Consider the following 22,997-nt stretch of genomic DNA (forward strand, 5'->3'; position numbering starts at 1 on the left):
CTCCTATGTGATTAAGCGAGTTGTTGGTGCGCCTCTTCCAGGTTAACCGCAACCATCTTTGACACCCCTGCTTCTTGCATTGTAACACCATACAGAATTTTAGCGGCAACCATCGTTCCTTTTCGGTGCGTGATGGTGATGAATTGGGTATCGCCGGCAAAGTTTTTCAAATAGGCCGCAAAGCGGTCGACATTCGCCTCATCCAAGGCTGCTTCGGCTTCATCCAAAACGGCAAATGGTACCGGGCGAACCTGCAAAATCGCGAACAGCAACGAAATGGCGGTCAAAGCCTTTTCGCCACCGGATAACAACGACATTTGCTGGAATTTCTTGCCAGGCGGCTGCGCCTTAATGTCAATTCCAGTCGTTAACAAGTGCTCCGGGTCGGTCAACTCGATTTGAGCCTGGCCACCCGCAAACATCTTTGTAAAGACATCTGAGAAATTAGCCGCAATGGCAACAAAGGTTTCCTTAAAGCGAATCTGAACCTCTTGGTCCATCTCATCGATGGTATCCTGCAAGGTCTGCTTGGCCGCTTTCAGGTCTTCTGCTTGGTTCGTCAAGAAGTCGTGGCGGTCTTTAATTTCATCGTACTCCTGGATGGCCGCGATGTTCACGGGCCCCAACGCATCGATGGCCTTCTTTGTTTCGGCCAAAGTTTGGTCAATTTCTTGGTCAGACAAATCAGAAGCAACTACATCATCCTCTGATTCTACAGTCAAGCCATAAGTCTGCCGCAACGTTGCAATTTGCTTGGCCAAGCGTTCTTGGCTACTTTGCAAACGATGGTTAGCGGCTGATTGATCAACAACCTCGTTATTCAACTCTTCTTGGGCCAAGGCGAGTTTTTCTTCCTCTTCCTTAATCGTCGTTGATAACTTAGTCCACTGCTCAGCTAACAAATCAGCCTTTTCCTGAGCCTCTGTTAAGGCGGTCGACAAATCCGTCACAGTCTGGCTCAGTTCTTCAGCGCTTTTCGCCTGGTCGAGGCTTTCTTGCATCTGCCCCGCCTGCTCCTGCAATGACAACAAATGCTCTTGCACCTTTGTCAAGGCTTCGGTCAAACGATTCTGATTTTCTTCCTGAGCAGCACGCTGGGCCGAAACCTTGGCAAGTTCTGCTTGGAATTCGGCTTTTTGGTCCTGATAAGCCTGTTGGTCCTTAGTTAACTGATCCAACTCGGCGGTCAAATCAGCAGTTTGTCCCTCGATTTGCCCCTTCTTATCCTCGTTTTCAGTCAATGCCGCTTGGGCCGCCGTCTGTTCCTGCTCAGCGTCCTCTCTGGCAACCTGCAAATCTACTAGGTCCAAGGATAGCGTTTGAACACTGGTTTGATGGCGGTCGACGGTATCTTTTAAGCCGGCTAATTCATAATCAATCTGCTGGCCCTGAGCAACAAAATCGCGACTTTTTTGCATCAAGTCCGCCAATTTTTCCTGCCAGGTGTTGACCTGATTTTGGCTTTGATTGCGCTTTTCAGCTAGGTCGTCAACCAGTGCCTGTTGCTTAACCAGCGCTGCTTCTTTTTCCTTCAAATCAGCCTGCCGTGACAGAACAGATGGACCCTGACGGAAGTTGGCACCACCAGTAATCGAACCACCGGCATTGACCAACTGACCGTCTAATGAAACGACCCGCAAACGATTTTGACAAGCCCGAGCGACTCGAGTTGCTGCATCCAAATTCTCAACAACCAGCGTTGTTCCCAATAGCGAAGACAGAATATTTTCCATCCCAGCTGGAACGGAAACTAAGTCGGCAGCTAAACCAATATAGCCATTTTCACGGCTAGCGGCAGCAACATCGCGTGCCTGACGAGGCCGAATCGTATCAATTGGCAAAAGGGTTACCCGACCCTTTTTGTTCTTAGTCAGGTAAGCAACAATTGACTTAGCTGTTTGAGTTGAGTCCACTACAATTTGCTGTAAGGCCCCACCCAAAACGGTTTCAATTGCCTTAGTATAGGATTTTGGCACCGTTAACAATTCGGCAACGACGCCCTTAATACCTGGAAAGTTTCGTCGCACAGCCGGTACCATCAGGTTCTTAACGCCCTGATAAAAGCCAGCATAATCATCTAGAGAAGCTTCCGCCTGATAACGTGACCGCTGCTGGTCTAGGGCATAGGCCGCCTCTTGCCAACTTCTTTGTTGGTCCTGAGACGTCACCTTGGCATCTGCTAAGGCATCCTCTGCTTGCGCCACCTGGGCCTCGAAAGGATTTTCGCCAGTCGTTTGGTCCGGATGTTCTTTTTGATAGGCTGCCAAAGCGCTTTCTGCAGCATCCAAGTCGGCCTGCGCCTTCGTCATCGCCGTCTTTTTCAAGGCTAATTGCGCTTCAGTTTGGGCTAGGGCCTTTTCTTGATAAGTCAGCTTATTATGTAAGGAAGCAATTTCCTGCATCGTGGCCACATAGGCATTGCGATTTTCGGCCAATTCGTTTTGAACCGCGTCGACCTTCGTCGCCCCGTGGTCCTGGTCGATTTGCTTGATTGTTTGTTTTAATGACCGTTCTTGGTCGACTAAAGCCGTCAATTGACCCTGCACCTGTGTTAAATCAGCCTGGGTTTCTTCGACTTGATTCTGGTCGTCTTTTTGTTGTTCAGCTAAATGAGCTAAATCACGGACCAAAGTGGCCTGCTCCTGGGAAGCTAGCTTCTGATTGCCAATCAGCCGTTCTTTTTCCTGGGCCTTGGCAACAATCTCTGCCTGTAAGGTGTCACGGTCGTGTTGGATTGCCTCTAATTGACCACGAGTTTGACCAAGGTTGTCCTGAATTGAACTTACCTGGGCTTGCTGCTTTTCAACAGCCTCCTTGGTTTTGCCGGCCTCCTGGCTTTGATCAGCAACTTGTCCCTGCAACGACAAAATCGACCGGGTCAATCGTACCTGGTCTAATTTTTCAAAGCCTTCGCGTTTAGCTAAATAGTCCTTGGCCTTTAAAGCCTGGTCAGCCAAGGGAGTCAATCGGCCTTCCACTTCGGCAATAATATCGTCGACACGGTCCAAGTTATCTTCCGTGGCGGCCAAGTCCTTTTCGGCCCTGTCCTTGTTTTGCTTGTACTTGTAGACACCGGCAACTTCTTCAATGATGCCCCGTCGTTCTTCTGGCTTCGCCGAAAAAATCTTTTCGACCTGCCCCTGGGAAATGATTGAAAAACCATCCCGACCAAGACCAGTATCCATAAAGAGTTCATGGATATCCTTGAGCCGGCACTCCGTTCCGTTTAGTTGGTACGAAGATTCCCCCGTCCGATACAGACGTCTCGTAATCCGAATTTCGGTAAAATCAGAAGCAATATAATGGTCAGCATTGTTAAAGGTAATCGAAACTTCCGCCCGGTTTAAGGGCTTCCGGTTTTTTGTGCCACCAAAAATAACGTCGGCCATTTTATTGCCTCGCAAATCTTTAGCCGACTGTTCCCCCATCACCCAGCGGATGGCTTCAATAATATTTGATTTTCCAGAACCATTTGGACCAACAATCCCAGTCATTCCCCGCTGGAAGTCAATCACGGTTTTATTGGCAAAAGACTTAAAGCCAATAATTTCCAGTGTCTTTAATTTCATGGGCGTTTTGTGTACTCTTGTGTGTTATTTGGCAGTTAAATCTTGATAGGCCTTTTGTGCGGCCGCCTTTTCCGCATCTTTGATGGACTGACCTGACCCATGGGCCAAAGTCTTGCCATCAACCGCAACGAAGACTTCAAAGATCTGACTGTTGTCTTCGTTACGAATTTCATTCTCAATTTGATAAGTAATATCAACAGATCCCTGAGCCTGCAACTTTTCTTGCAAGCGGGACTTGAAGTCAATAAATTGGTCAAAGAAGTTTTCATCGATGGCCGCAAAGACCGTTTGGTTCAACAATGAAACCACGGCAGCCTGGCCCTGATCTAAGAACAAGGCCCCGATAAAAGCTTCCCAGATATCCTCCAAAAGTGAAGGACGAGACCGGGCACCGTTCATTTCCTCACCCTTCCCCAAACGAATGGCTTCGTTCAGGTGGATGACTTGGGCGAAGTGAGCAAAGGACTTTGTTTGAACCATGGTGATTCGCATTTCAGTCAATTGGCCTTCATCCCAATCAGGATAGCGCTTAAAGAGGTATTCCGTCACCGTTGCCTGCATGATAGCATCACCCAAAAACTCGAGCCGTTGGTAATCCCGGCCCTGTTCCTTAGGGTGCTCATTCAAGTAATTGCGTTGGGTCAAAGCCTCTTGCAAAAGGTTTAAGTTATTAAAACTAATTTGAAACTTTTCTCTTAAAAAGTTACTAAAGTCAGATGGTGACAAGGTGTTTTCCTTTCAAAATTCAGTTGTTTTTATTATAACAGATTTTTAGGTCAGCTTTTGTTGCAAAACAGGGAAAAAAAACCAAGGATCAGCACTTTGGCTTTCCTTGGTTTTTAACTTTTATTTTTCAGCTTCAACAACTTGAACAATTGAATCAACATAGGTGCTAACCAACCCTTCGGTTTTGGCTTCCGCCATTACTCGAACAATTGATTCCGTCCCGGAAGGACGAACCAGGACTCGACCATCACCGGCCATTTGCTTTTCAACCTGGTCAATCTTAGCCAACAGGGCTGGATTTTGCATCATTGCTTGCTTATCCGGCACCTTCACGTTCACTAATTTTTGTGGATATAACGTGACATCGGCTGCCAATTCTGACAGTGACTGCCCAGTTTCCTTCATCACAAAGAGCAGTTGCAAGGCCGTCAACAAGCCATCCCCAGTCTTGGCCCAGTCACGGAAAATAATATGACCGGACTGTTCACCACCAAGGTTGTCATCATCTTCAACCATCTTTTCCATGACGTAGCGGTCACCGACCTGGGTCTGGACAGATTTGATTCCTTGAGCTTCCAACGCTTTATAGAAACCAATGTTAGACATCACAGTTGAGACCACAGTTTGGTGTTTCAAACGACCTTGGTTGTTCATAAAGCGGGCAATGATATACATAATCTTATCACCATCCACAATATCACCGTTTTCATCAACAGCGATTAAACGGTCACCGTCCCCATCAAAGGCCAAACCAGCTGAGAACTCCCCTTCTTTGACCATATCAATCAAAGCCTCTGGATGAGTCGAACCAACCTGGTCGTTGATATTCAAGCCGTCTGGTTCTGTCCCCATTGTTTTAAAATCAACTCCCAAATCTGCAAAAAGACGTGGCAGAAGGTCAAAAGTCGCCCCATTGGCTCCATCTAAGGCTAACTTAAAGCCAGATAAGTCACCAGGGATAGTCTTCTGTAAGAAGGCCAAGTATTTCTGAGCACCCTCTTGGTAATGAGAAACAACACCCAACCCCTTAGCGCTTGGTCGCGGTAAGTCTTCATAGCCATCGCCGTCTAAGAGTGCTTCAATTTCGCTCTCAAGCTCATCTGAAAGCTTAAAACCGTCTTGACCAAAGAACTTAATACCGTTATCGGCGGCTGGATTATGGGATGCCGTAATTTGAATGCCGGCATCCGCTTCCAAAGCTTCAACCAAGTAAGCAACGGCTGGCGTAGTAATGACGCCCAAATTCAACACGTCAACGCCCACAGAAAGTAAGCCGGCAATCAAAGCCTCTTGCAACATTTCAGAAGAAATTCGAGTATCTTGACCAACGATTACAACTGGGCGTCGATCAGGATTATCGTTGTGGCGAGTCAAAATTGCCCCACCAGCACGACCGAGTTTCAATGCTAATTCAGGCTTTAAGCCTTCATTAGCAATGCCTCGGACCCCATCTGTTCCAAAGTATTTTAACTGCGATTCTGTCATTTTTTATTTATCTCCACTTATGGTTGGCCAATAATTTTAGCGCAAACAAATCAGACCTTATGACTTTGGACTAATCGTCACCTGAACGCTTTGATCCGACAGGCTATCAACGCCACTCGGTTTCGTCAGGCTCACGGTCTTGGTTACTTTGCTAGTAATATTGGACAGGTCCAGACTAACAGGCAAAGAATCAATGCTACTTAGTGTATCACTTGAGCCAGCAATTGTCACGGAACTCGGGCTGAAACTAATGTTAAAATTGTCCGTTGAACCGGCACTCGCCTGGCCTACTAAGCTCACTTTCTTAGTAGTTGACGACGACGCGCTCGTACTTGATTGTGAACTGCTACTACTGGAACTGGAGCTTGAGCTTGAACTCGATCCAGAACTAGAAATCGTCATCGACACTTGGGCCGTTTGCTGCGATAAGGTTACCTGAACAGCATCGCCATTCTTATCGTAAGCCGTTAATTTAGTCGATTGTGTCACGTTAGATTTAGTGCTTTTGTTTAAGGACACATCGGCGCCAACATGATCAACAGCATCCACGTTTTCCTTTGGTCCAGTGATTGTCACTGTTTTTGGATCAACAGTTGTGTTGGTCACCTGGTAGCCAGAAGCAATCTTTGAATCGTCATACTGAACTTGAACATCCTTCTTAGCGGAATCCTTTTCTGCCAAAGTGACTGTTACAGTCTGAGGACTGGCAGTCGCTGTCAACGATGAGCTAACACCAGTCAAAGCAACGTTAACAGTATGTTGTCCAACCCCTAAGCCACGCAAATCAGCCATAGCTTGAATTTCATTATGACTTTGAGCCGCCGTTACTAAGGCTGATGAACCCTGAAGGGTCACACCAACAGAACTTGGCGCCCCAACAATGACATAATCTGAAGAATTGAATTGTACCGTCAAAGGTGACGTAATCGTTGCCTTTTTTTCGGGCAACAGCGATGTATATTGATTATTATTCGATCCTGAGTAGCTCGGCTTTGTTGACAAAACATAAGCGGTAATTAAGAGTGCCAACAAAAATGAAAAAGCCACGTTCACGATTTTTGATGAAGTCCACTTATTCATGATTTCTTCCCCCGGAACAATTGCCCCAGCAAGGATTTCTTGCTCTTCTTACCAACTGGCTCAATCCACTGCTTTCCAAAGAAGTTTAAGTAGGAGTCGCGATCCATATTCCGCAGCAAGTCTCCCCGCTGGGTAATGGAAATTTCACCAGTTTCTTCTGAAACAACCACCGTGACGGCATCTGTTGCTTCTGAAATTCCAACGGCTGCTCGGTGCCTAGTTCCCAATTCCTTTGGAATTCTCGTTGATTCCGATAGTGGCAGGTAGGCAGCAGCAACCGCTACCCGATCATTATTAATAATCACCGCCCCATCATGCAAAGGCGTATTGGGAATAAAGATATTAATCAATAATTGCCCTGTCACCTTGGCATCGAGGGTAATCCCTGTCTTAATATACTCTTCTAGAGTATCTTTGCCATTAATCGTAATCAAAGCACCAATTCGGCGCTTTGACATATACTCCAAAGCCATATCCAAGCCCTTAATCAATTCGCGCGCCTGTTCATTATCAATGTGATGGCGACGAACCGTTAAGCGCCGACCCAAATTTTCAAGGCCACGTCTGATTTCTTGTTGGAAAATAACAACCAAAGCGATTGGTGCCCAGGTGATTAACTGATCCATTAACCAAGAAACGACCACCAGGCCGGTATACCAAGCGACGACCTTGATTAAGATAATGGCACCAACTCCAAAAAGGATTTGTAATGCACGGGTTCCTTCAACAAAGGTAATTACCTTATACAACAAGAACCAGATAATCAATACATCTAATAGGTGAACCAGGTTACTACTGGTCATGTATGCCCAAATTCCCATTTTTACTCCTCATTGCGGCCAACCAAAACTCTGGTTTCCGCATAGTTTATTACTTGTCTTAAATTGATACTCGTTTGCCGTGAAATCCGTTTTTGCTCATAGAGTTGCTGGGTGAAATCTCGTTCCGCATTTAGTGCCTTTAATTCAAGCTCTAATCGCATGCGATCGTCTTCTTCTTGTTGATCAAATGTCGAGACCGCCTTGGTCTTTTCAATTTGAAAACGGTAGATCACAATTAAATTATACGCTTCTTGCCGTAAAACGCGCTGCATCACGGTATCACCAACTTGTTTCTCCACATATGCTGAGATAGCCGCAATCGCAGCCTTTAGTAGTTCACGAGTGGCATGGTCGGCCTCTTCTTGCACCCGATCATTTTCTTCTTCAGCCAGCCAAATTCGCACCTTAACGGCCAAACGACGCAACAACCACTTTAATCGCTTATTAGCAAAAAAATCACGAGTTGTTCCCAAATCAGCCTCAATTTGATCAAGACGCCGATCTTGCAAAGAATAGGTAATGGGCGTAATTTCTTCATCAACTAACAATTGTTGGAGGCGATTACGTTCCGCCTTCAAAGCGACTTCCTGTAACTCCAAGTCCTTCTCGGCGGCAAAATCATGTTGGTCCTCATCCTCATGAAGCTTCCGTCGTAATTGGCGGACTTTTTTTTGCCGCCGAGTGATTAGTTCATGGACAATTCGCCGATTTTGATTATTTTGCACATCCCGTAAGGCCTGAATACCAACTCGCATAATCCAGAGGCGTGCCTGATCTTCTGATAAATCAGCCCGGTGTTCCTCCGGCAAATCGTCATCAACCTCCGTTGCGCCTTCCGGTTGAGTGAAATCGTGCTTCGTTGTCTGCTTGGTCACAACTGGTAGCATGACAGAAGCCACTACCAAAGAAAAGATGACCACTACCGCCGCAATAAAAATCATTAAATCACGGCCAATAAACAACTCGCCTTTGTAGGTGACCACAGGAATAGTCAAAACTGCGGCCATCGTAACAGCACCTCGAACCCCTGTCAAACCCGATACAATGGCTGATTTAAAAGAAACCACCTTCGCCTTATGCCGCAACCTCTGGCCGATTTGAATGGCCAAAGCCCACAAAACGCGTAAAGAAAAGATAATAAACCAGACTAGTAAGCCATAAGCCAGTGCCTGTAAGTTGGAAATATTGGTATCTTCTAAGATGTTGTGCAAGGCATTTGGCAAGGTGACGCCAAGTAAGACAAAGATTAGGCCATTTAAGACGTAAACTAAGACCTCCCAAGCATGGACCGAAACAATCGTTGCTTCGGCCGATAAAAGGCCAACGTGGCGGTCATTTAAGATTTTAGCAGTGATTCCGCCCGTCACAACGGCAATCAAACCAGAAGCATGCATGGGATACTCAGCTACCCAATAAATAATAAATGGTAGCAAAATTGTAATCACTGTATAGAAAACAACATCAGCTAAGCCAAAGCGTGAGACGGAATCCCGCAGCCAAATAATCAACGCCCCAATGATAACGCCGGTCACAATCCCGGCCATGGTCATCCAAGCAAAGTTTAACAAAGCATCCGTTAATAAGAAAGTCCCGGCTACTACTGCTTTGATAGCCGTATTAAACGAAACCAAACCGGTCGCATCGTTGACCAAGCTCTCTCCTGTCACCACATGTAAAAGGTTTTCAGGGAGTTTAACCCGTTTTGCAATAGCTTGAACCGCGATTGGATCCGTTGGAGATAACACAGCTGCCAAGGCGAGCGAAGCAGCAATCGGTAATTCTGGAATCAAAAAGTGAATTAGCCAGCCCCCAAAAATGGTCGTCACCAAGACAAGCCAAATGGCATTCATTAAAATTGGTACCCGCAATTTCCACAATTCCCTTTTCGGAAAGCGCCAGGCATCATTAAACAGAATCGGAGCCACAAAAAGCATCATAAACCAGTGGGAATCGACTTCGATATAGGTGCCACCAACCGTGGCCAATAAAAAGCCAATCACAATTTGAAACAGTGAAATCGGGATGGCTGGAACAAAGTGAGAGATGATGCTTGAGATGGCGACACCAATCACTAAGACAATCATTAACTCAATAATATCCATAGGCTACCGATCTCCTAAAATACGAACTTCAGGTTCTAGGCGAACATGGTACTTCTCAAAAACTTTTTCTTGAACAAGGTGAATTAAGTCTTCGTAGTCATTGCCCGTTCCTTGATCCATGTTGACCATAAAACCGGCATGCTTCTTCGATATTTCAACCCCACCGACACGTGTACCTTGCAATCCGGCATCCATAATCAACTTACCAGCGAAATAGCCAGTTGGTCGCTTAAAGACGGAACCATTCGATGGCCATGACAAGGGTTGCTTGTTGGCACGGGCAAGGTTAACCTGATCCATTTTTTCTTGAATAGCCTGTTGGTCACCAGGTGCCAGATCAAAGGTTGCCTGGACGATAACCCCGCCGTTTTCCTGAAAAACAGAATGACGGTAGCCAAACTCTAATTCATCCTTTGTAAAAGTCTTTAAGCTTAAATCAGGCATCACCGCTAATACAGAGGAAACGACCATATCGGCTTGTCCACCATAAGCACCGGCGTTCATGAAGACCGCCCCACCAACGGAACCGGGAATCCCAGCCGACCATTCCAATCCAGTTAAGGACTTATCACGGGCTAAGGCAGCCAACCAAATAATGTCACAGCCAGCCTGGACTAACAGTTGATTATTTTCTTGCTGAACGGCCTTGAGTTCGGTCGTCAAAATCACCAAACCTCGTAGACCACCAGAACGAACCACCAAGTTAGACAGCCGACCAAAAACATGAATCGGCAGGCTTTCGTGCTTGGCCCAATCCAGCAAGGCGGTCAACTCAGCTATTGAAGTCGGAATCGCCAAATAATCCGCTACGCCACCGGCTTGGGTGTAGGCGTAGGGTGCAATTTCTTGCTCTTTTTGTATTAAACCTTGGGCAATTTGCATAGTATTCTCCATTAGTATCCTATCTTCTCTATCATACCAAACTTTAATCTTTTCATAGAAAAAAAAAGACGGCGCAAGAGCACCGTCTTTCTTGAATTCGTTTCAGCTATTCGGACAAAAAATCGCCTTAACGGTACTTCTTGCCCATTCCTGCTAGCAGCTTGCGTAAATAACGATCGCCAGCTGGTCGGTAATTCCGGTGGTCAGGGCGACGCAATATCGCCGATAATTCACCATTTGAGACCTTCGCCCCTGCCAATGCCAATAATTGTTGCAAATCATCTGATGTGTAGGCCATGGCAATTTTGATTTTCTTGATGGTCACATTATTGACCAAATCAGCCTTGGTCATATCAAAGGTAGGTGGAACCACATGTCCATCTTTGTCCAAGCGTTCACCACGCTTATCAATCACCAAGCCATTCAAAAAAGCCTCCAAATCATGAGCCGAAAGTGCCTGATCTGGTTGACTATCATCTTCTTGTTTAGTCAAAATTCGGTCTAAATCCTTTTGCGCAATTTTAACGCCACCCATGGCAAAAAGTCGAATGACATCTTGATTCGATAAATCAAGGGCATAGCGCAACCGAATTATTGTATCGTTATAGTTCATTAATTTTCCTTTGAAAATACGGGTAGTCGGGCGAACTTATGCGCCCGACTTAAAAAGTTCATCATAAATATTGCCTAAACCCAGCTTAAAATGGATGAGTATCGTACGTCTGCCACGATTCATGTGAATCCTGAATACGCTTAAACATCCGCTCCATTTCCTTTAGAGTAAACGAGGTCAATACTGGCCGACCATGGGGGCAATTATACGGATTTTCAGCTTGTGCTAAATCGCGTAAGAGCGTCTTTGCCTCTTCGTCTGAAATATGCCAATTGGCCTTAATCGCCCGCTTACAAGACATCATAATCGCAGCCTTTTCGCGAAAGGCTGCTACAGTAAGCTTACCATCATGAAGAACCCAGTCAATCATTTCTTCAATGGTACTTTCAGCCTGATCAGCTAAAATCCAGGCCGGATGCTCATACAAAGCAATCGTATTGGGTCCAAATTCTTCCAGGTGCAAACCAACCTGCTCAAAAATTTCATGAAAATCAGCAATCTTTAACATATCTGCGGTCGAATAAGTCAGAGTAATCGGAGCCAGCAATTGCTGCTGGTCCTCGCCTACCTGGCCAACCACCCGTCGATAATACTCATAATTCAAACGCTCTTGAGCAGCATGCTGGTCAACTAAGTACAAATGATCTTGGTCTTGAGCAAAGAGAAAGGTCCCGTGCATCTGGCCAATATAATCCAGACTAGGAAAACCTGTCTTTTTGCTAGCCTCATCACTTAAATCCAAATCCTGGTTAACGGGCTTAGAAGCCACTTTAAGCTGGTCCTGATTTTGCTGCCCGCTCAGCCCATCGTTTTGCTGTGAATCAAGATCCAAACCCATGGCCTGATTGGCTAATGCAGCCAAGCCAGTATCGGCATGAGCATACAGGCCACCATTCACTTTGACATCGCTAGTTGGCTGGTCAGTAGGGGCGTCTTGCTGGTAAGCTGCTAACGGTTCAGCGACCTTCGACTGAGGTTGGTCTTCGTCCGCAAAAGCCGGCCGGTATTCTTCTTTGGCATAACGGCTGGCAAAATCAGCAACTTTCACATCGGTCAGTTGATTTTCATCGTCAATCTCAACCACCCGGTCAGCCTTAACCGGAACAGAAAGGACCTCTTTGGCCGACTTCTTCACGGGAACGGTCAGCTCAGCTGCCGCCGAATCCGGACTTTCGGCCGTTTCCCCTTGACCCAAGTTATCAAGCGCTGCAGGAATCAAGTTTTCGCCACGCAACCGGTCGGCAATGACCTGCGTAATCAACTCCGTCAGCTCCCCCTCTTCACTCAAACGAATCTCAGCCTTCTGAGGGTGAACATTGACATCAACCAACAGTGGGTCCAGCTCAATATTGATAGCACCAATTGGAAAACGACCAACCATCAATTTTGAACCATAACCTGTACTAATCGCATTTGAAACAGAGAAATTTTTGACAAAACGGTGATTTACCAAAACGGCAAAATAAGACCGGGAAGACCGAGTCTGTTCTGGCAAAGACAAGTAGCCGTTCACCTTAAAGTGATCAGAAGCGCCCTCAAAAGCAACCATTTTTTCAGCTGTTTTTCGGTCATAAACAACTGCTAAAACCTGCCGCAAATCGCCATTACCAGACGTTCTCACTAAAGTCTTACCGTTATGACTCAGCGTCAAGGCAACATTTGGATAAGCCATAGCCAGGTGGTTGATGGTTTCCACCATCAATGACATCTCAGTTTGCGGCTTTTTCAAATACTTTAACCGAGCCGGTGTATTGTAAAACAGCGAACGGACGGCAACAATAGTCCCAAAGCGACCGGCCGTTGGGCCTTCTTGGGCCACCTGGCCACCTTTAACCTGATAAAGAAAACCGGTTTCAGCTGTCTGCGTCCTAGTCTGCAAAGTGACATCAGCAACCGCCGCAATCGATGGCAAGGCTTCACCGCGGAAACCTAAAGTCATGATATTAAACAAATCATGCCGGTCTTGTATTTTCGAAGTCGCGTGGCGAACAAAAGCCAGTGGTACTTCTTCCTGGTCAATTCCCTGGCCGTTGTCGATTACTTTAATTAAATCCAAGCCACTATTTTCAATCACAACTTCCACTTGAGTGGCATTAGCATCAATCGCGTTTTCAACCAATTCCTTTACTACGGAAGCGGGACGTTCAATCACCTCACCAGCCGCAATTTGGTTAGCCAATAATTCAGGCAGTTCATGAATTTTAGTCATTTTCTTGCCTCATTTCCTGTAATTTGGCAATCAAGTTCAGGGCTGCCAACGGAGTCAACTGGTTAAGGTTCACCCGATCGAGTTCATCAAGGGCTTTCTGGTCAGCCGGATTAATTGGTTCCACTTCAACTGCTGCTGGAACTTCTTTGGCAGGTGCAATCTCAAAGAGCGGGATGTCTTGTGCCAAGCCATCCCCAATTGGCATTGCCCCAGTTGAAACACTCGTCACCGGCTGACTAACAGTACTAGTAACGGCAGAATTTGAGCTCACAGAAGACGTCTCTTCAACACCTTCTACTTGCCCCGCTCCCTGCGCCTCCAAAGCCTTTAAAATCGACTCAGCATTCGTTAAGAGCGACTTAGGTAATCCTGCCAAGGCGGCTACCTGGATTCCATAAGAACGGTCGGCCGCTCCTGGCTGAACCTGGTGTAGGAAGTGTAAGGCACCATCGTCGGTTAACTGCGCCCCAACATGGACGTTTTGAATGGCTGGATGGCTAGCTGCCAAGGCCGTTAATTCATGATAGTGAGTCGCAAAAATCGTTGTCGCATGAAGATTTTGATCCAAGTACTCAATAATTGCCTGTGCCAAGGCCATTCCATCATAAGTGGCCGTACCTCGTCCTAATTCATCAAATAAAATCAGTGACTGTGAGGTTGCACCTTGCAGAGCTAAGTTTGCCTCGGCCATTTCAACCATAAAGGTTGACCGACCGTTAACAAGGTCATCATTGGCCCCGATTCGGGTAAAGATTTGATCAAAGATTGGTAAAATCGCCTCATCGGCTGGCACGAAGGCCCCCATTTGGGCCAACACCACGATTAAGGCAACCTGACGCATGTACGTTGACTTACCAGCCATATTCGGTCCGGTTACCAGTTGAATTTTGGTTTTTTCGTCAAAGAAGACATCATTAGCAACATATTCACCGGGTCCCAAGAGAGATTCAATCACCGGATGACGGCCCTGCTTAATCGTTAATGCTCGGTCGCCATCTATTTTAAACGCTGGCTTGGTAAAATGACGGTTTTCAGCAACGTCAGCCAGGGCAGCTAAAACATCAAGACGGGCAATCTTTTGCGCTAATGTCTGCAAGCGACTGATTTCTTCCTTGACCTTGGCGCGAATAGCCAAGAACAAATCATATTCACGGTCAAAACGCTTTGTCTGCGCTGCAAAAATTAGGTCCTCATGTTCTTTCAATTCAGGCGTTGTAAACCGCTCAGCATTCGTCAATGTCTGCTTGCGATGGTAGCGTCCCTCTTCTAATTTGTCGAGGTTTACCTTGGTCACTTCGATAAAGTAACCAAAGTTTTTGTTGTACTTGACCTTTAAAGTCGAAATGCCAGTCGCTTCTTGTTCTTGCTTTTGATAAGCTGCTAACCAATCTTGGTTATCGGCCAACGCCTGGTTGTAAGAATCAACCAAGTCATCATAACCCGGCTTGATTAAATCGCCATCACGAACCGAAATTGGTGGTTCAGGGACAATGGCTTGGTCAATCAGGCTGGCCAAATCCAGCAATGGGTCGATTTCTTCCCCGGCAGCCTGCAAGATTGGGTTAACATGGTCAGCCTTCAAAGCGGCCTGCATGTTCGGTACTGCCTGCAGCGAGCGCTTTAACTGCACCAAATCACGGGCATTAATCGTCCCCAAAGCAGCCTTAGCGGCTAAACGCTCCAAGTCATAAACATACTTTAACTGGTCCTGGACCGTTCCCCGGGTGAAAAAGTCATTCTTAAAAGCAGCCACGGCATCCTGGCGGGCCTGGATTTTCTCTAAATCCTTCAAAGGCTTAATCAGCCACTGCTTCAACAGCCGACCACCCATGGCCGTCTTCGTTTGGTCTAAGAGCGCAAAAAGAGAGCCAGCCTTTTGCTTGGTCCGAGCATTTTCAACCAAATCCAAGTTGACCCGTGTCACCTGGTTAAACACCAAATAGGCCTGGCGCTCATACGTTTGAACCGGCATAATGTGGTCCAAAGACCGCTTTTGCGTATCAAATAGATACTGAAGGAGTAGCCCAGTAACCGTCTGCTTGGCAGTATTTTTTAAATCTTTCGTTAAATAAGTAATCGTAGCGGAAGGCTGCACGGGTCCCTGATAGGAAACGACCAGTCCCTTTTCGCCAATGGCATCCGCCAACGCTGGAGTTGAAAAATCGCCCTCTTTTGCTAAGACGACTTCCTTCACCTCCAAAGCGCCTAATTCATCTAAAACGGCGCTCTCATCTGTCAATTCCGTTGCCTTCAGTTCACCAGTTGAAAGGTCAATATAAGACAAGGCAAAAGCTGCCTGGTCGGCATACCCCGGACGTGATCCTGTTGCCACCACAGCAGCCAAAAAGTTATTATCCTTGCCATCCCCGTTCTTTGATGAAAGCTTCGTTCCCGGCGTAATTAACTGGACAACATCTCGTTTAACCATTCCCTTAGCCGTTGCTGGATCTTCCATTTGCTCGACAATGGCCACCTTATGACCAGCATCGACCAAGATATCGATATAGGCTGACACGGCGTGGTGAGGAATCCCGGCCATTGGAATTGGTTCAGCCGAATTTTTATTCCGTGCGGTTAAGGTTAACTCGAGAATTTTGGCCCCCTTAATTGCATCATCTTCAAAGAGCTCATAAAAATCGCCCATTCGGTAAAACACGAAGGCATCGGGGTATTGATCCTTAATTTGATGGTATTGCACCATCATCGGGGTTGGTTCTTTTATCGCCATAAATGGCCCTCCTCTTAACAGTTTTTAAGCGATGTTACCGTTGTTCTTGCCTTTCACTGCCATTTGACGAGTCAGATTGACAAAAGACTTCTTTTATTCACTAATTTGATAACCATCTTTTAATAAATCAGCAAAGTTCACCACCGACTTTGGCTCTGCTGGATAATCCCAAACCGCCTTTTGCATCCAGACCAAATCATACCAAGTATCAAACTTATAGCCAATCCGGTCAAAGGCGCCAACATAGCGGTAGCCCATGTGCTCATGAAAATCACGACTATTTGATGTCAGATGTTCATCATCGACCTTTGGCACGGCGATGCAGGCATTCACATTGATAATGTTTTGATCACGAGAAATTTGCTCAATAATTTTGTACAGGCGCTTACCTAAACCATGGTGACGCTCGTCCTGACGAATATAAATTGAGGTTTCAACCGACCAGGCGTAGGCTTGGCGTGAGCCCATCGGGCTCGTGTAAGCATAACCCAAAATCACGCCATCCAAAACGGCCACGATGTAAGGATGCGTCTTTAACGTTGTTTCAATCCGTGCTTGAAACTCAGCAACCGTCGGCACATCGTATTCAAAGGTAATGGCCGTTTCTCGAATGTAGGGCGCATAAATCGCTAATAATTCGGCCGCATCGGCTGCTATTGCTGGACGGAAAATAATTTGATCTGTTGCCATGGTGATACCTCATCCTAAAAAGTATTTGAAATAAGAAAAGCCTACTTGTCAAACTGACAACTAGGCTTATTTTGTCAGCACTGCCACTGCTTCCACATGGGTTGTTTGTGGGAACTGGTCGACCGGTTGGATAGCACCCTCAAGGGCGTAACCATGGTCCACCAAATCCTTAATATCACGCACCATTGTCGCTGGGTTACATGAAACATAAACCAGGCGCTTTGGACTGATTTCACTAACGGCTTCAATAAAATCAGCTGTTAAGCCCTTTCGAGGCGGATCAACAAAGACAACATCCGCCTTGAGGCCTTCTTCAGCCCACTTGAGCATCTGACTTGGCGCATCGGCCGCAACAAAGTGGCTATTGGTGACTTGGTTAATGCGTGCGTTTTCCTCGGCATCGTCAATGGCCGCTTCGACCAATTCGACCCCATAAACTTCGGCCACATCGTTCGCCACAGTCAAGGCAATCGTTCCGATTCCACAGTAGGCATCAATCACGATATCGGTCTTCTTCAATTCAGCCTTTTCCTTCGCCAACTGGTAAAGCTTAGCAGTCGTTTCGGGATTGACCTGGTAGAAAGAATTAGGGCCAATCAGGTACTTCTTACCCAGCAAGATATCCTCAATAGCGGGCTTGCCCCACAAAACCTGATTTTGATAACCCATAATCACATTTGTTTGGGCCTTATTGACATTTTGAATCACCGATTCGAGCTTTGGTAAGCGCGCCTTTAGTTCGGCTGCAATTGCCTCTGCTTCTGGTAACTTCTTGGTTTTCGTCACCAAAACGACCATTAATTCACCGGTTGCTTTACCAATTCGAGCCATCACATGGCGGATAACACCACGGTCCTCTTTTTCATCATAGGCCAAAATGCCAAACTCTTGTAAGACATCCCGTGTCACGCGGATTGCTTCATCCACGGCTTGGTCTTGGATGTAAAAGGAATCGGTCGGAATTAACTTGTGCGATCCACGCCGGAAAAAGCCAGTTTCTAGGCGACCGTTAATCATTCGCGCCGGTACTTGCGCCTTATTTCGGTAATGGGTTGGGTCCGTCATCCCAATTGTATCGGCCACCTCAACGTCGAGGCGAGCCTTCTTAAATAATTCCTGTACCTGGGACTTTTTCCAGGCCAACTGGGCCGGATAAGCCAAGTTTGCTAGCGGCGCAATCCCTGTCGTTAAGGCCAACTGGTCCGTTAATTCAACTCGGTCTGCTGATTTTTCCAACAAACGTTTTACACGGGCAAAGCCGTAATTTTTTAGGACCTTTGTCACCAAAATTTCGGCCTTTTCACCAGGAAGAGCATCAGTTACAAAGAGCGGAAAACCATCCACCTTCGCCACGCCAAGGCCTTGATAAGTTAAATCGGTCACTGAAGCAGTGATGACTTCATTTTTATGGACCGGAGCGGCCTGTTTAATTGTGCGGTTGGCTTTAGCCATGCTTAGTACTTTTCCTTCTCATCTGCTTTGGGTTCGTGCTGGGTCGCCTCAAGGGCTTCAACCTGTTCCATGAACTCTTCTTGAATCTTAGCATTCGTTGCATCTACGTCAATAGCTGACAAATTAGCAACGAATTCAATATGTTGTTTTAAGTTCTCAAAGGTCATTGGCGCATCCCCACCATACTCACCATCCAGATTCACCTTGATTGGATGATCATCTGATAGCGGTGTGATTTCAACCTTCGACGTCTTCTTATAAATTAGCTGTGGGTTATTCACATGAGAACCATTCAAAACCTGGGCGGCCAACTGCGTAATCTGCCACAAGTTAGCGGCCTTAACAATCAATAGCGTGAACTGACCGTCATCTAATTTGGCATCGGGCACAATCGATTCAAAGCCACCAACCGAATTGGTTAGGGCCAAGAAAATCATTGAGATGTCGCCATCATACTCGCCGTCGTCATAAACAACCTTGGCCTTCACCGGTTCCAATCGTGTTAGTAGCTCGGCACCCTTAACCAGGTAGGCCAAGTAACCATAAAGTGACTTCATCACAGACGGTACGGCATACGTCACTTCGGAAAGCGTCCCTAAAGCAGCAATATTCATGAAGTAGCGGGCATCGGCAGGGGCCAAAATTTGCCCTTCCGCTTCCACTAAGCCACCTCGAGTCGAAATACGACCGATATCCATCTTAATCGTCTGCCCTTTCAAAATCACCTTGGCAGCTTCCAATGGATCATCACGAGAGACCTTCAAAGCTCGGGCGTAATCGTTAGTTGTTCCAGCCGGAATAATCGCCATTTTAGGCCGACGCTTCAAGGGCGCAATCCCGTTGACAACCTCGTTGATTGTCCCGTCACCACCAGCAGCTACGATTAAATCAAAGCCCTCGAAGGCGGCTCGGGTCGCTTCCTTTTGTGCTGAAAAAGGTTCCGGGGTGGTGGCATATGTCGATGTTTCGTACCCTGCTTCTTCATACACTCGGATAATGTCTAACATTTCCCGTTTCGCTGTTTCCCGACCCGAACTAGGGTTATAGATAATTCGTGCTCGTTTCATGACTCACCTGCAAAGCTTCCCAATCATTCATACAATCAGTAAAGCCTCGACTTCCTCCTAAAATATATGTACAAAAGCCCGCAAAGCGGTGCTTTTATGACAGTAACAAGGCCAACTACTTTGGTCAACCGACAATTACTGCTTGATTATTGGTTAGCGCTTGTTCAACTCGGCTAACAAAAGCTTGTTCAAGACACCAGGGTTGGCCTGACCCTTGGACTTTTTCATCAATTGGCCAATCAAAAAACCAGTTGCCCGGTCCTTACCACCCTTAAAGTCTTCAATTGACTGTGGGTTGTCATCCAAGACTTCGGTGATCATTGGTGTCAAAACGGCTGGGTCAGAAATCTGAACCAAACCTTGTGCCTTAGCATAGGCTTCTGGCTCTTCACCTTCCATGATGGCCTCAAAGACCTTCTTGGCTTGCTTAGTTGAGATGGTGCCGTCTTCAATCAACTTCACCATACCGGCCAAGTTTTCAGGAGTCAAATCGGTATCCTGCAATTCAACCTGGTTCTTGTTCAAGTAAGCGTTCACGTCACCGATTAAGTAGTTGGCAACACGCTTTGCAGCTGGTTTTGAATCGGCTCCAGCATTGACAGCGGCATCAAAGAAGTTCGCCATTGCCAAGGTTTGTGTCAAAACTTCGGCATCATATTGCTCCAAACCAAGGTCTTGTACATAGGCCACCTGTCGGTCCCCAGCTGACTTTGGCAATTCAGCTTGAACACGGTCAATCCAGGCTTGATCAATGTGGATTGGTGACAAATCAGGTTCTGGGAAGTAACGGTAATCATCCGCCACTTCCTTGACCCGCATCAAGAGCGTTGACTTGGTTGGCTCATCGTAACGACGAGTTTCCTGGCGGACCTTGCCACCAGAACGAATCACCTGTGCCTGACGGCGTTCTTCGAATTCCAAAGCAGATTGGACATAGTGGAAGGAGTTAATGTTCTTCATTTCCACTCGTGTTCCATAAGTCTTTGACCCTCGTGGACGCAATGACACGTTGACATCAGCTCGCATCTGTCCTTCTTGCATCTTGGCTTCCGAAACACCCGTAAACAAGACAACTCGACGCAATTGTTCCAGGTAAGCGTAGGCTTCTTCTGGTGAAGACAAATCAGGCTTGGACACGATTTCAACCAACGGTGTTCCCTGACGGTTCAAATCAACGTATGAATAACCATCGGTACCGTGAGTGTTCTTTCCAGCATCTTCTTCGACGTGAAGTTCTTCAATCCCAATTCGCTTTACGCTACCATCAGGCATGTTAACGTCTAAGTAACCATGACGACCCAATGGTGTTCGCATTTGAGTTGTCTGGTATGACTTTGGGTTATCCGGGTAAACATAGTTCTTCCGGTCCCAACGAATGTCTTCTGAGATTTCGGCATGCAAAGCCAAAGCTACACGCATACCGTATTCGATAGCACCCTTGTTGGCAACCGGCAAGACCCCTGGGTAACCCCAGTCAATCACGTTGGTGTTTTCGTTAGGCGCATCGCCATAGTGAACGGGTGAAGGTGACAGCAGCTTAGAATTTGTCTGCATTTCAACGTGGACTTCAAGTCCAATGGTTGTTTCAAAGTTTTCGTTTGCCATTTGTCCCCTCCTTATTTCCCTTCGACAACCGGATGTTGGTCGTAGAAGTGGTTTACTTGTTCAAAGGCATAAGCAACTTGGTAAAGGGTTGCTTCATCAAATGGCTTACCAATCAACTGCATACCGACTGGCATGCCACCATTGAAGCCAGCATTGATGGACAACCCTGGCAAACCAGCCAAGTTCACTGGAATCGTCAAAACGTCGCCCAAGTACATGGTCTTTGGATCACCAATTTCTTCACCAATACCGTAAGGTTGGGTTGGTGTCGTTGGGCCAACAATCAAATCATAGTCAGCAAAGACCTTATTAAAGTCCTCAATAATCAATGTTCGAATTTGAGCGGCCTTCTTGAAGAAGGCATCGTAGGCACCAGCTGAAAGGGAGAACGTTCCCAACATAATCCGGCGCTTAACTTCATCTCCGAAACCTTCCGTTCGAGTGTTCTTGTAAACTTCTTCCAATGACTTGGCGTCTGGTGCACGGAAACCGTAACGGATACCATCGTAACGCTGCAAGTTTGAAGAAGCTTCTGATGACATCAAGATGTAGTAAGCAGCAACCCCGTATTGGGTGTGGGGCAATGAGACCTTATCAACGGTTGCTCCCATGGCTTCTAATTGGACAATGGCAGCCTTAACCTGTGTGGCCACTTCATCTGAAATTCCTTCTTGGAAGTATTCTTCAGGTACGGCAATCTTCATGCCCTTGATGTCTTGACCAATCTTTTCGGCAAAATCAGGGACTTCCAATTCAACAGAAGTTGAGTCCTTCTTGTCAAAACCAGAAATAGCATTCAAAACTAAGGCGTTGTCCTTGACCGTCCGGGTCAATGGACCGATTTGGTCCAAAGATGAGGCCATGGCAAAGAGTCCAAAACGCGATACTCGACCATAAGTTGGCTTCATCCCTACCAAACCGTTGAAGGCGGCTGGCTGACGGATTGATCCACCAGTATCAGAACCAAGCGCATAAGGGACCTGGCCAGCAGCAACGGCAGCAGCCGATCCACCAGATGAACCACCAGGAACCTTCGTGTGATCCCAGGCGTTCTTCGTCTTCTTGTAGTAAGAAGTTTCGGTTGACCCACCCATGGCAAATTCATCCATGTTGGCCTTTCCAACGATAACGGCACCGGCATCGTTCAACTTGGTCGTGACCGTTGCATCATAAACTGGCTTGAACCCTGACAAAATATGGGAAGCACCCGTTGTTTCCAAACCATTTGTGGCGATATTGTCCTTGATGGCCATTGGAATACCAGCCAAAGGATTTGAAAAGTCACCCTTTTCATCAACGGCACGAGCCTTGATTAAGGCTTCGTCTTCGTGCATCCGGACGAAAGCTTGCAAGTCTTCATCGGTTGCCTGAATGTTGGCCAAAGTTTCCTTGGTCAATTCTTCGGCCGTGATTTTGCCAGCTTTCAAATCAGCATTCAAGTCGGCTAAGGTCTTGTCAAAATAATTAAAAGTCATTAAGCTTCGTCCTCCCCGTTCAAAATAGCGGGCACCTTAATTAAGTCGGCTGCCTCGTCTGGTGCTTGGGCCAACAAGGCCTTCTTTTCATGCCAATTGTCCGCAACATCTTCTCGTAAATGGTTCACATTCGGTGTTACTGAGAAAGTTGGCTCGACATTGGTTGTATCTACCTCTGCCATCTTCTCGCACATTGCTACGATTTCCTGGAGTTGTCCAGTGAAGTGCTCAAGTTCCTGGTCGGAAAAGCTCAGCTTGGCCAAGTCAGCAACGTGAGCGACTTCTTCTTTTGAAATTGATGTTGCCATGGGTCACCTGCCTGAAAAAGCGGATTTCTTCGTCTTTTTCAAGGCTATCCTTTCTGATGTAATTACTGTTCTATTCTACCATAAAAGCCCATAGTTGCCCCTGCTAAATGGCAGAATGCTTGCAAATTAAGAAAAGGGTGAAGCTGATTTTTCCTTGAATGTCAAGCTATCCTTGATTTTTTTTG

The 22,997-nt window shown here is 46.6% G+C and carries 16 protein-coding genes; all 16 read right to left on the reverse strand.

What is annotated here, in order from left to right; genetic code table 11:
• Nucleotides 1-11: 11 nt before the first annotated feature.
• Nucleotides 12-3,569 (reverse strand): chromosome segregation protein SMC, encoded by a 3,558-nt coding sequence (gene smc, locus AABI20_RS01030; RefSeq protein ID WP_338346536.1) that lies wholly within the window; start codon nucleotides 3,567-3,569, stop codon nucleotides 12-14.
• 24 nt (nucleotides 3,570-3,593) lie between these two features.
• Nucleotides 3,594-4,295, reverse strand: a complete 702-nt coding sequence (gene rnc / locus AABI20_RS01035) for a ribonuclease III (RefSeq protein ID WP_203617555.1) — start codon at nucleotides 4,293-4,295, stop codon at nucleotides 3,594-3,596.
• A 120-nt stretch (nucleotides 4,296-4,415) separates the two neighbouring features.
• Nucleotides 4,416-5,780 (reverse strand): phosphoglucosamine mutase, encoded by a 1,365-nt coding sequence (glmM, locus tag AABI20_RS01040; RefSeq protein WP_047974225.1) that lies wholly within the window; start codon nucleotides 5,778-5,780, stop codon nucleotides 4,416-4,418.
• A 57-nt stretch (nucleotides 5,781-5,837) separates the two neighbouring features.
• Complete coding sequence (locus tag AABI20_RS01045; protein WP_047974224.1) at nucleotides 5,838-6,860, reverse strand: CdaR family protein; 1,023 nt, start codon at nucleotides 6,858-6,860, stop codon at nucleotides 5,838-5,840.
• Nucleotides 6,857-7,681: a diadenylate cyclase CdaA gene (gene cdaA, locus AABI20_RS01050; protein ID WP_047974223.1), complete on the reverse strand. Its 825-nt coding sequence runs from the start codon at nucleotides 7,679-7,681 to the stop codon at nucleotides 6,857-6,859. The genes AABI20_RS01045 and cdaA overlap by 4 nt, the downstream gene beginning before the upstream one ends.
• 2 nt (nucleotides 7,682-7,683) lie before the next feature.
• Complete coding sequence (locus AABI20_RS01055) at nucleotides 7,684-9,783, reverse strand: cation:proton antiporter (RefSeq protein ID WP_288846016.1); 2,100 nt, start codon at nucleotides 9,781-9,783, stop codon at nucleotides 7,684-7,686.
• A 3-nt stretch (nucleotides 9,784-9,786) separates the two neighbouring features.
• Entirely contained in the window at nucleotides 9,787-10,665 is an 879-nt protein-coding gene (gene murB, locus AABI20_RS01060; protein WP_338346657.1) for a UDP-N-acetylmuramate dehydrogenase, read from the reverse strand.
• Nucleotides 10,666-10,792: 127 nt separating this feature from the next.
• Nucleotides 10,793-11,278: a YehS family protein gene (locus tag AABI20_RS01065; protein WP_338345677.1), complete on the reverse strand. Its 486-nt coding sequence runs from the start codon at nucleotides 11,276-11,278 to the stop codon at nucleotides 10,793-10,795.
• Between the two features lie 85 nt (nucleotides 11,279-11,363).
• Entirely contained in the window at nucleotides 11,364-13,487 is a 2,124-nt protein-coding gene (gene mutL / locus AABI20_RS01070; protein ID WP_288846013.1) for a DNA mismatch repair endonuclease MutL, read from the reverse strand.
• Nucleotides 13,480-16,215: a DNA mismatch repair protein MutS gene (gene mutS, locus AABI20_RS01075; RefSeq protein ID WP_338346537.1), complete on the reverse strand. Its 2,736-nt coding sequence runs from the start codon at nucleotides 16,213-16,215 to the stop codon at nucleotides 13,480-13,482. Before mutS ends, mutL begins: the two co-directional genes overlap by 8 nt.
• A 93-nt stretch (nucleotides 16,216-16,308) precedes the next feature.
• On the reverse strand, nucleotides 16,309-16,905 hold the full coding sequence (locus tag AABI20_RS01080; protein ID WP_338346538.1) for a GNAT family N-acetyltransferase: 597 nt from the start codon (nucleotides 16,903-16,905) through the stop codon (nucleotides 16,309-16,311).
• Between the two features lie 66 nt (nucleotides 16,906-16,971).
• Nucleotides 16,972-18,357: a 23S rRNA (uracil(1939)-C(5))-methyltransferase RlmD gene (gene rlmD / locus AABI20_RS01085; RefSeq protein ID WP_047974216.1), complete on the reverse strand. Its 1,386-nt coding sequence runs from the start codon at nucleotides 18,355-18,357 to the stop codon at nucleotides 16,972-16,974.
• A 2-nt stretch (nucleotides 18,358-18,359) separates the two neighbouring features.
• Entirely contained in the window at nucleotides 18,360-19,424 is a 1,065-nt protein-coding gene (locus tag AABI20_RS01090) for a diacylglycerol kinase family lipid kinase (protein WP_288846007.1), read from the reverse strand.
• Nucleotides 19,425-19,577: 153 nt separating this feature from the next.
• Entirely contained in the window at nucleotides 19,578-21,029 is a 1,452-nt protein-coding gene (gene gatB / locus AABI20_RS01095) for an Asp-tRNA(Asn)/Glu-tRNA(Gln) amidotransferase subunit GatB (protein ID WP_288846005.1), read from the reverse strand.
• 11 nt (nucleotides 21,030-21,040) lie between these two features.
• Nucleotides 21,041-22,504 (reverse strand): Asp-tRNA(Asn)/Glu-tRNA(Gln) amidotransferase subunit GatA, encoded by a 1,464-nt coding sequence (gene gatA / locus AABI20_RS01100; RefSeq protein WP_338346539.1) that lies wholly within the window; start codon nucleotides 22,502-22,504, stop codon nucleotides 21,041-21,043.
• Complete coding sequence (gatC, locus tag AABI20_RS01105) at nucleotides 22,504-22,812, reverse strand: Asp-tRNA(Asn)/Glu-tRNA(Gln) amidotransferase subunit GatC (protein WP_047974212.1); 309 nt, start codon at nucleotides 22,810-22,812, stop codon at nucleotides 22,504-22,506. The genes gatA and gatC overlap by 1 nt, the downstream gene beginning before the upstream one ends.
• Nucleotides 22,813-22,997: the final 185 nt, after the last annotated feature.

This window comes from Fructobacillus cardui (assembly GCF_963580785.1).
GTDB lineage: Bacteria > Bacillota > Bacilli > Lactobacillales > Lactobacillaceae > Fructobacillus > Fructobacillus cardui.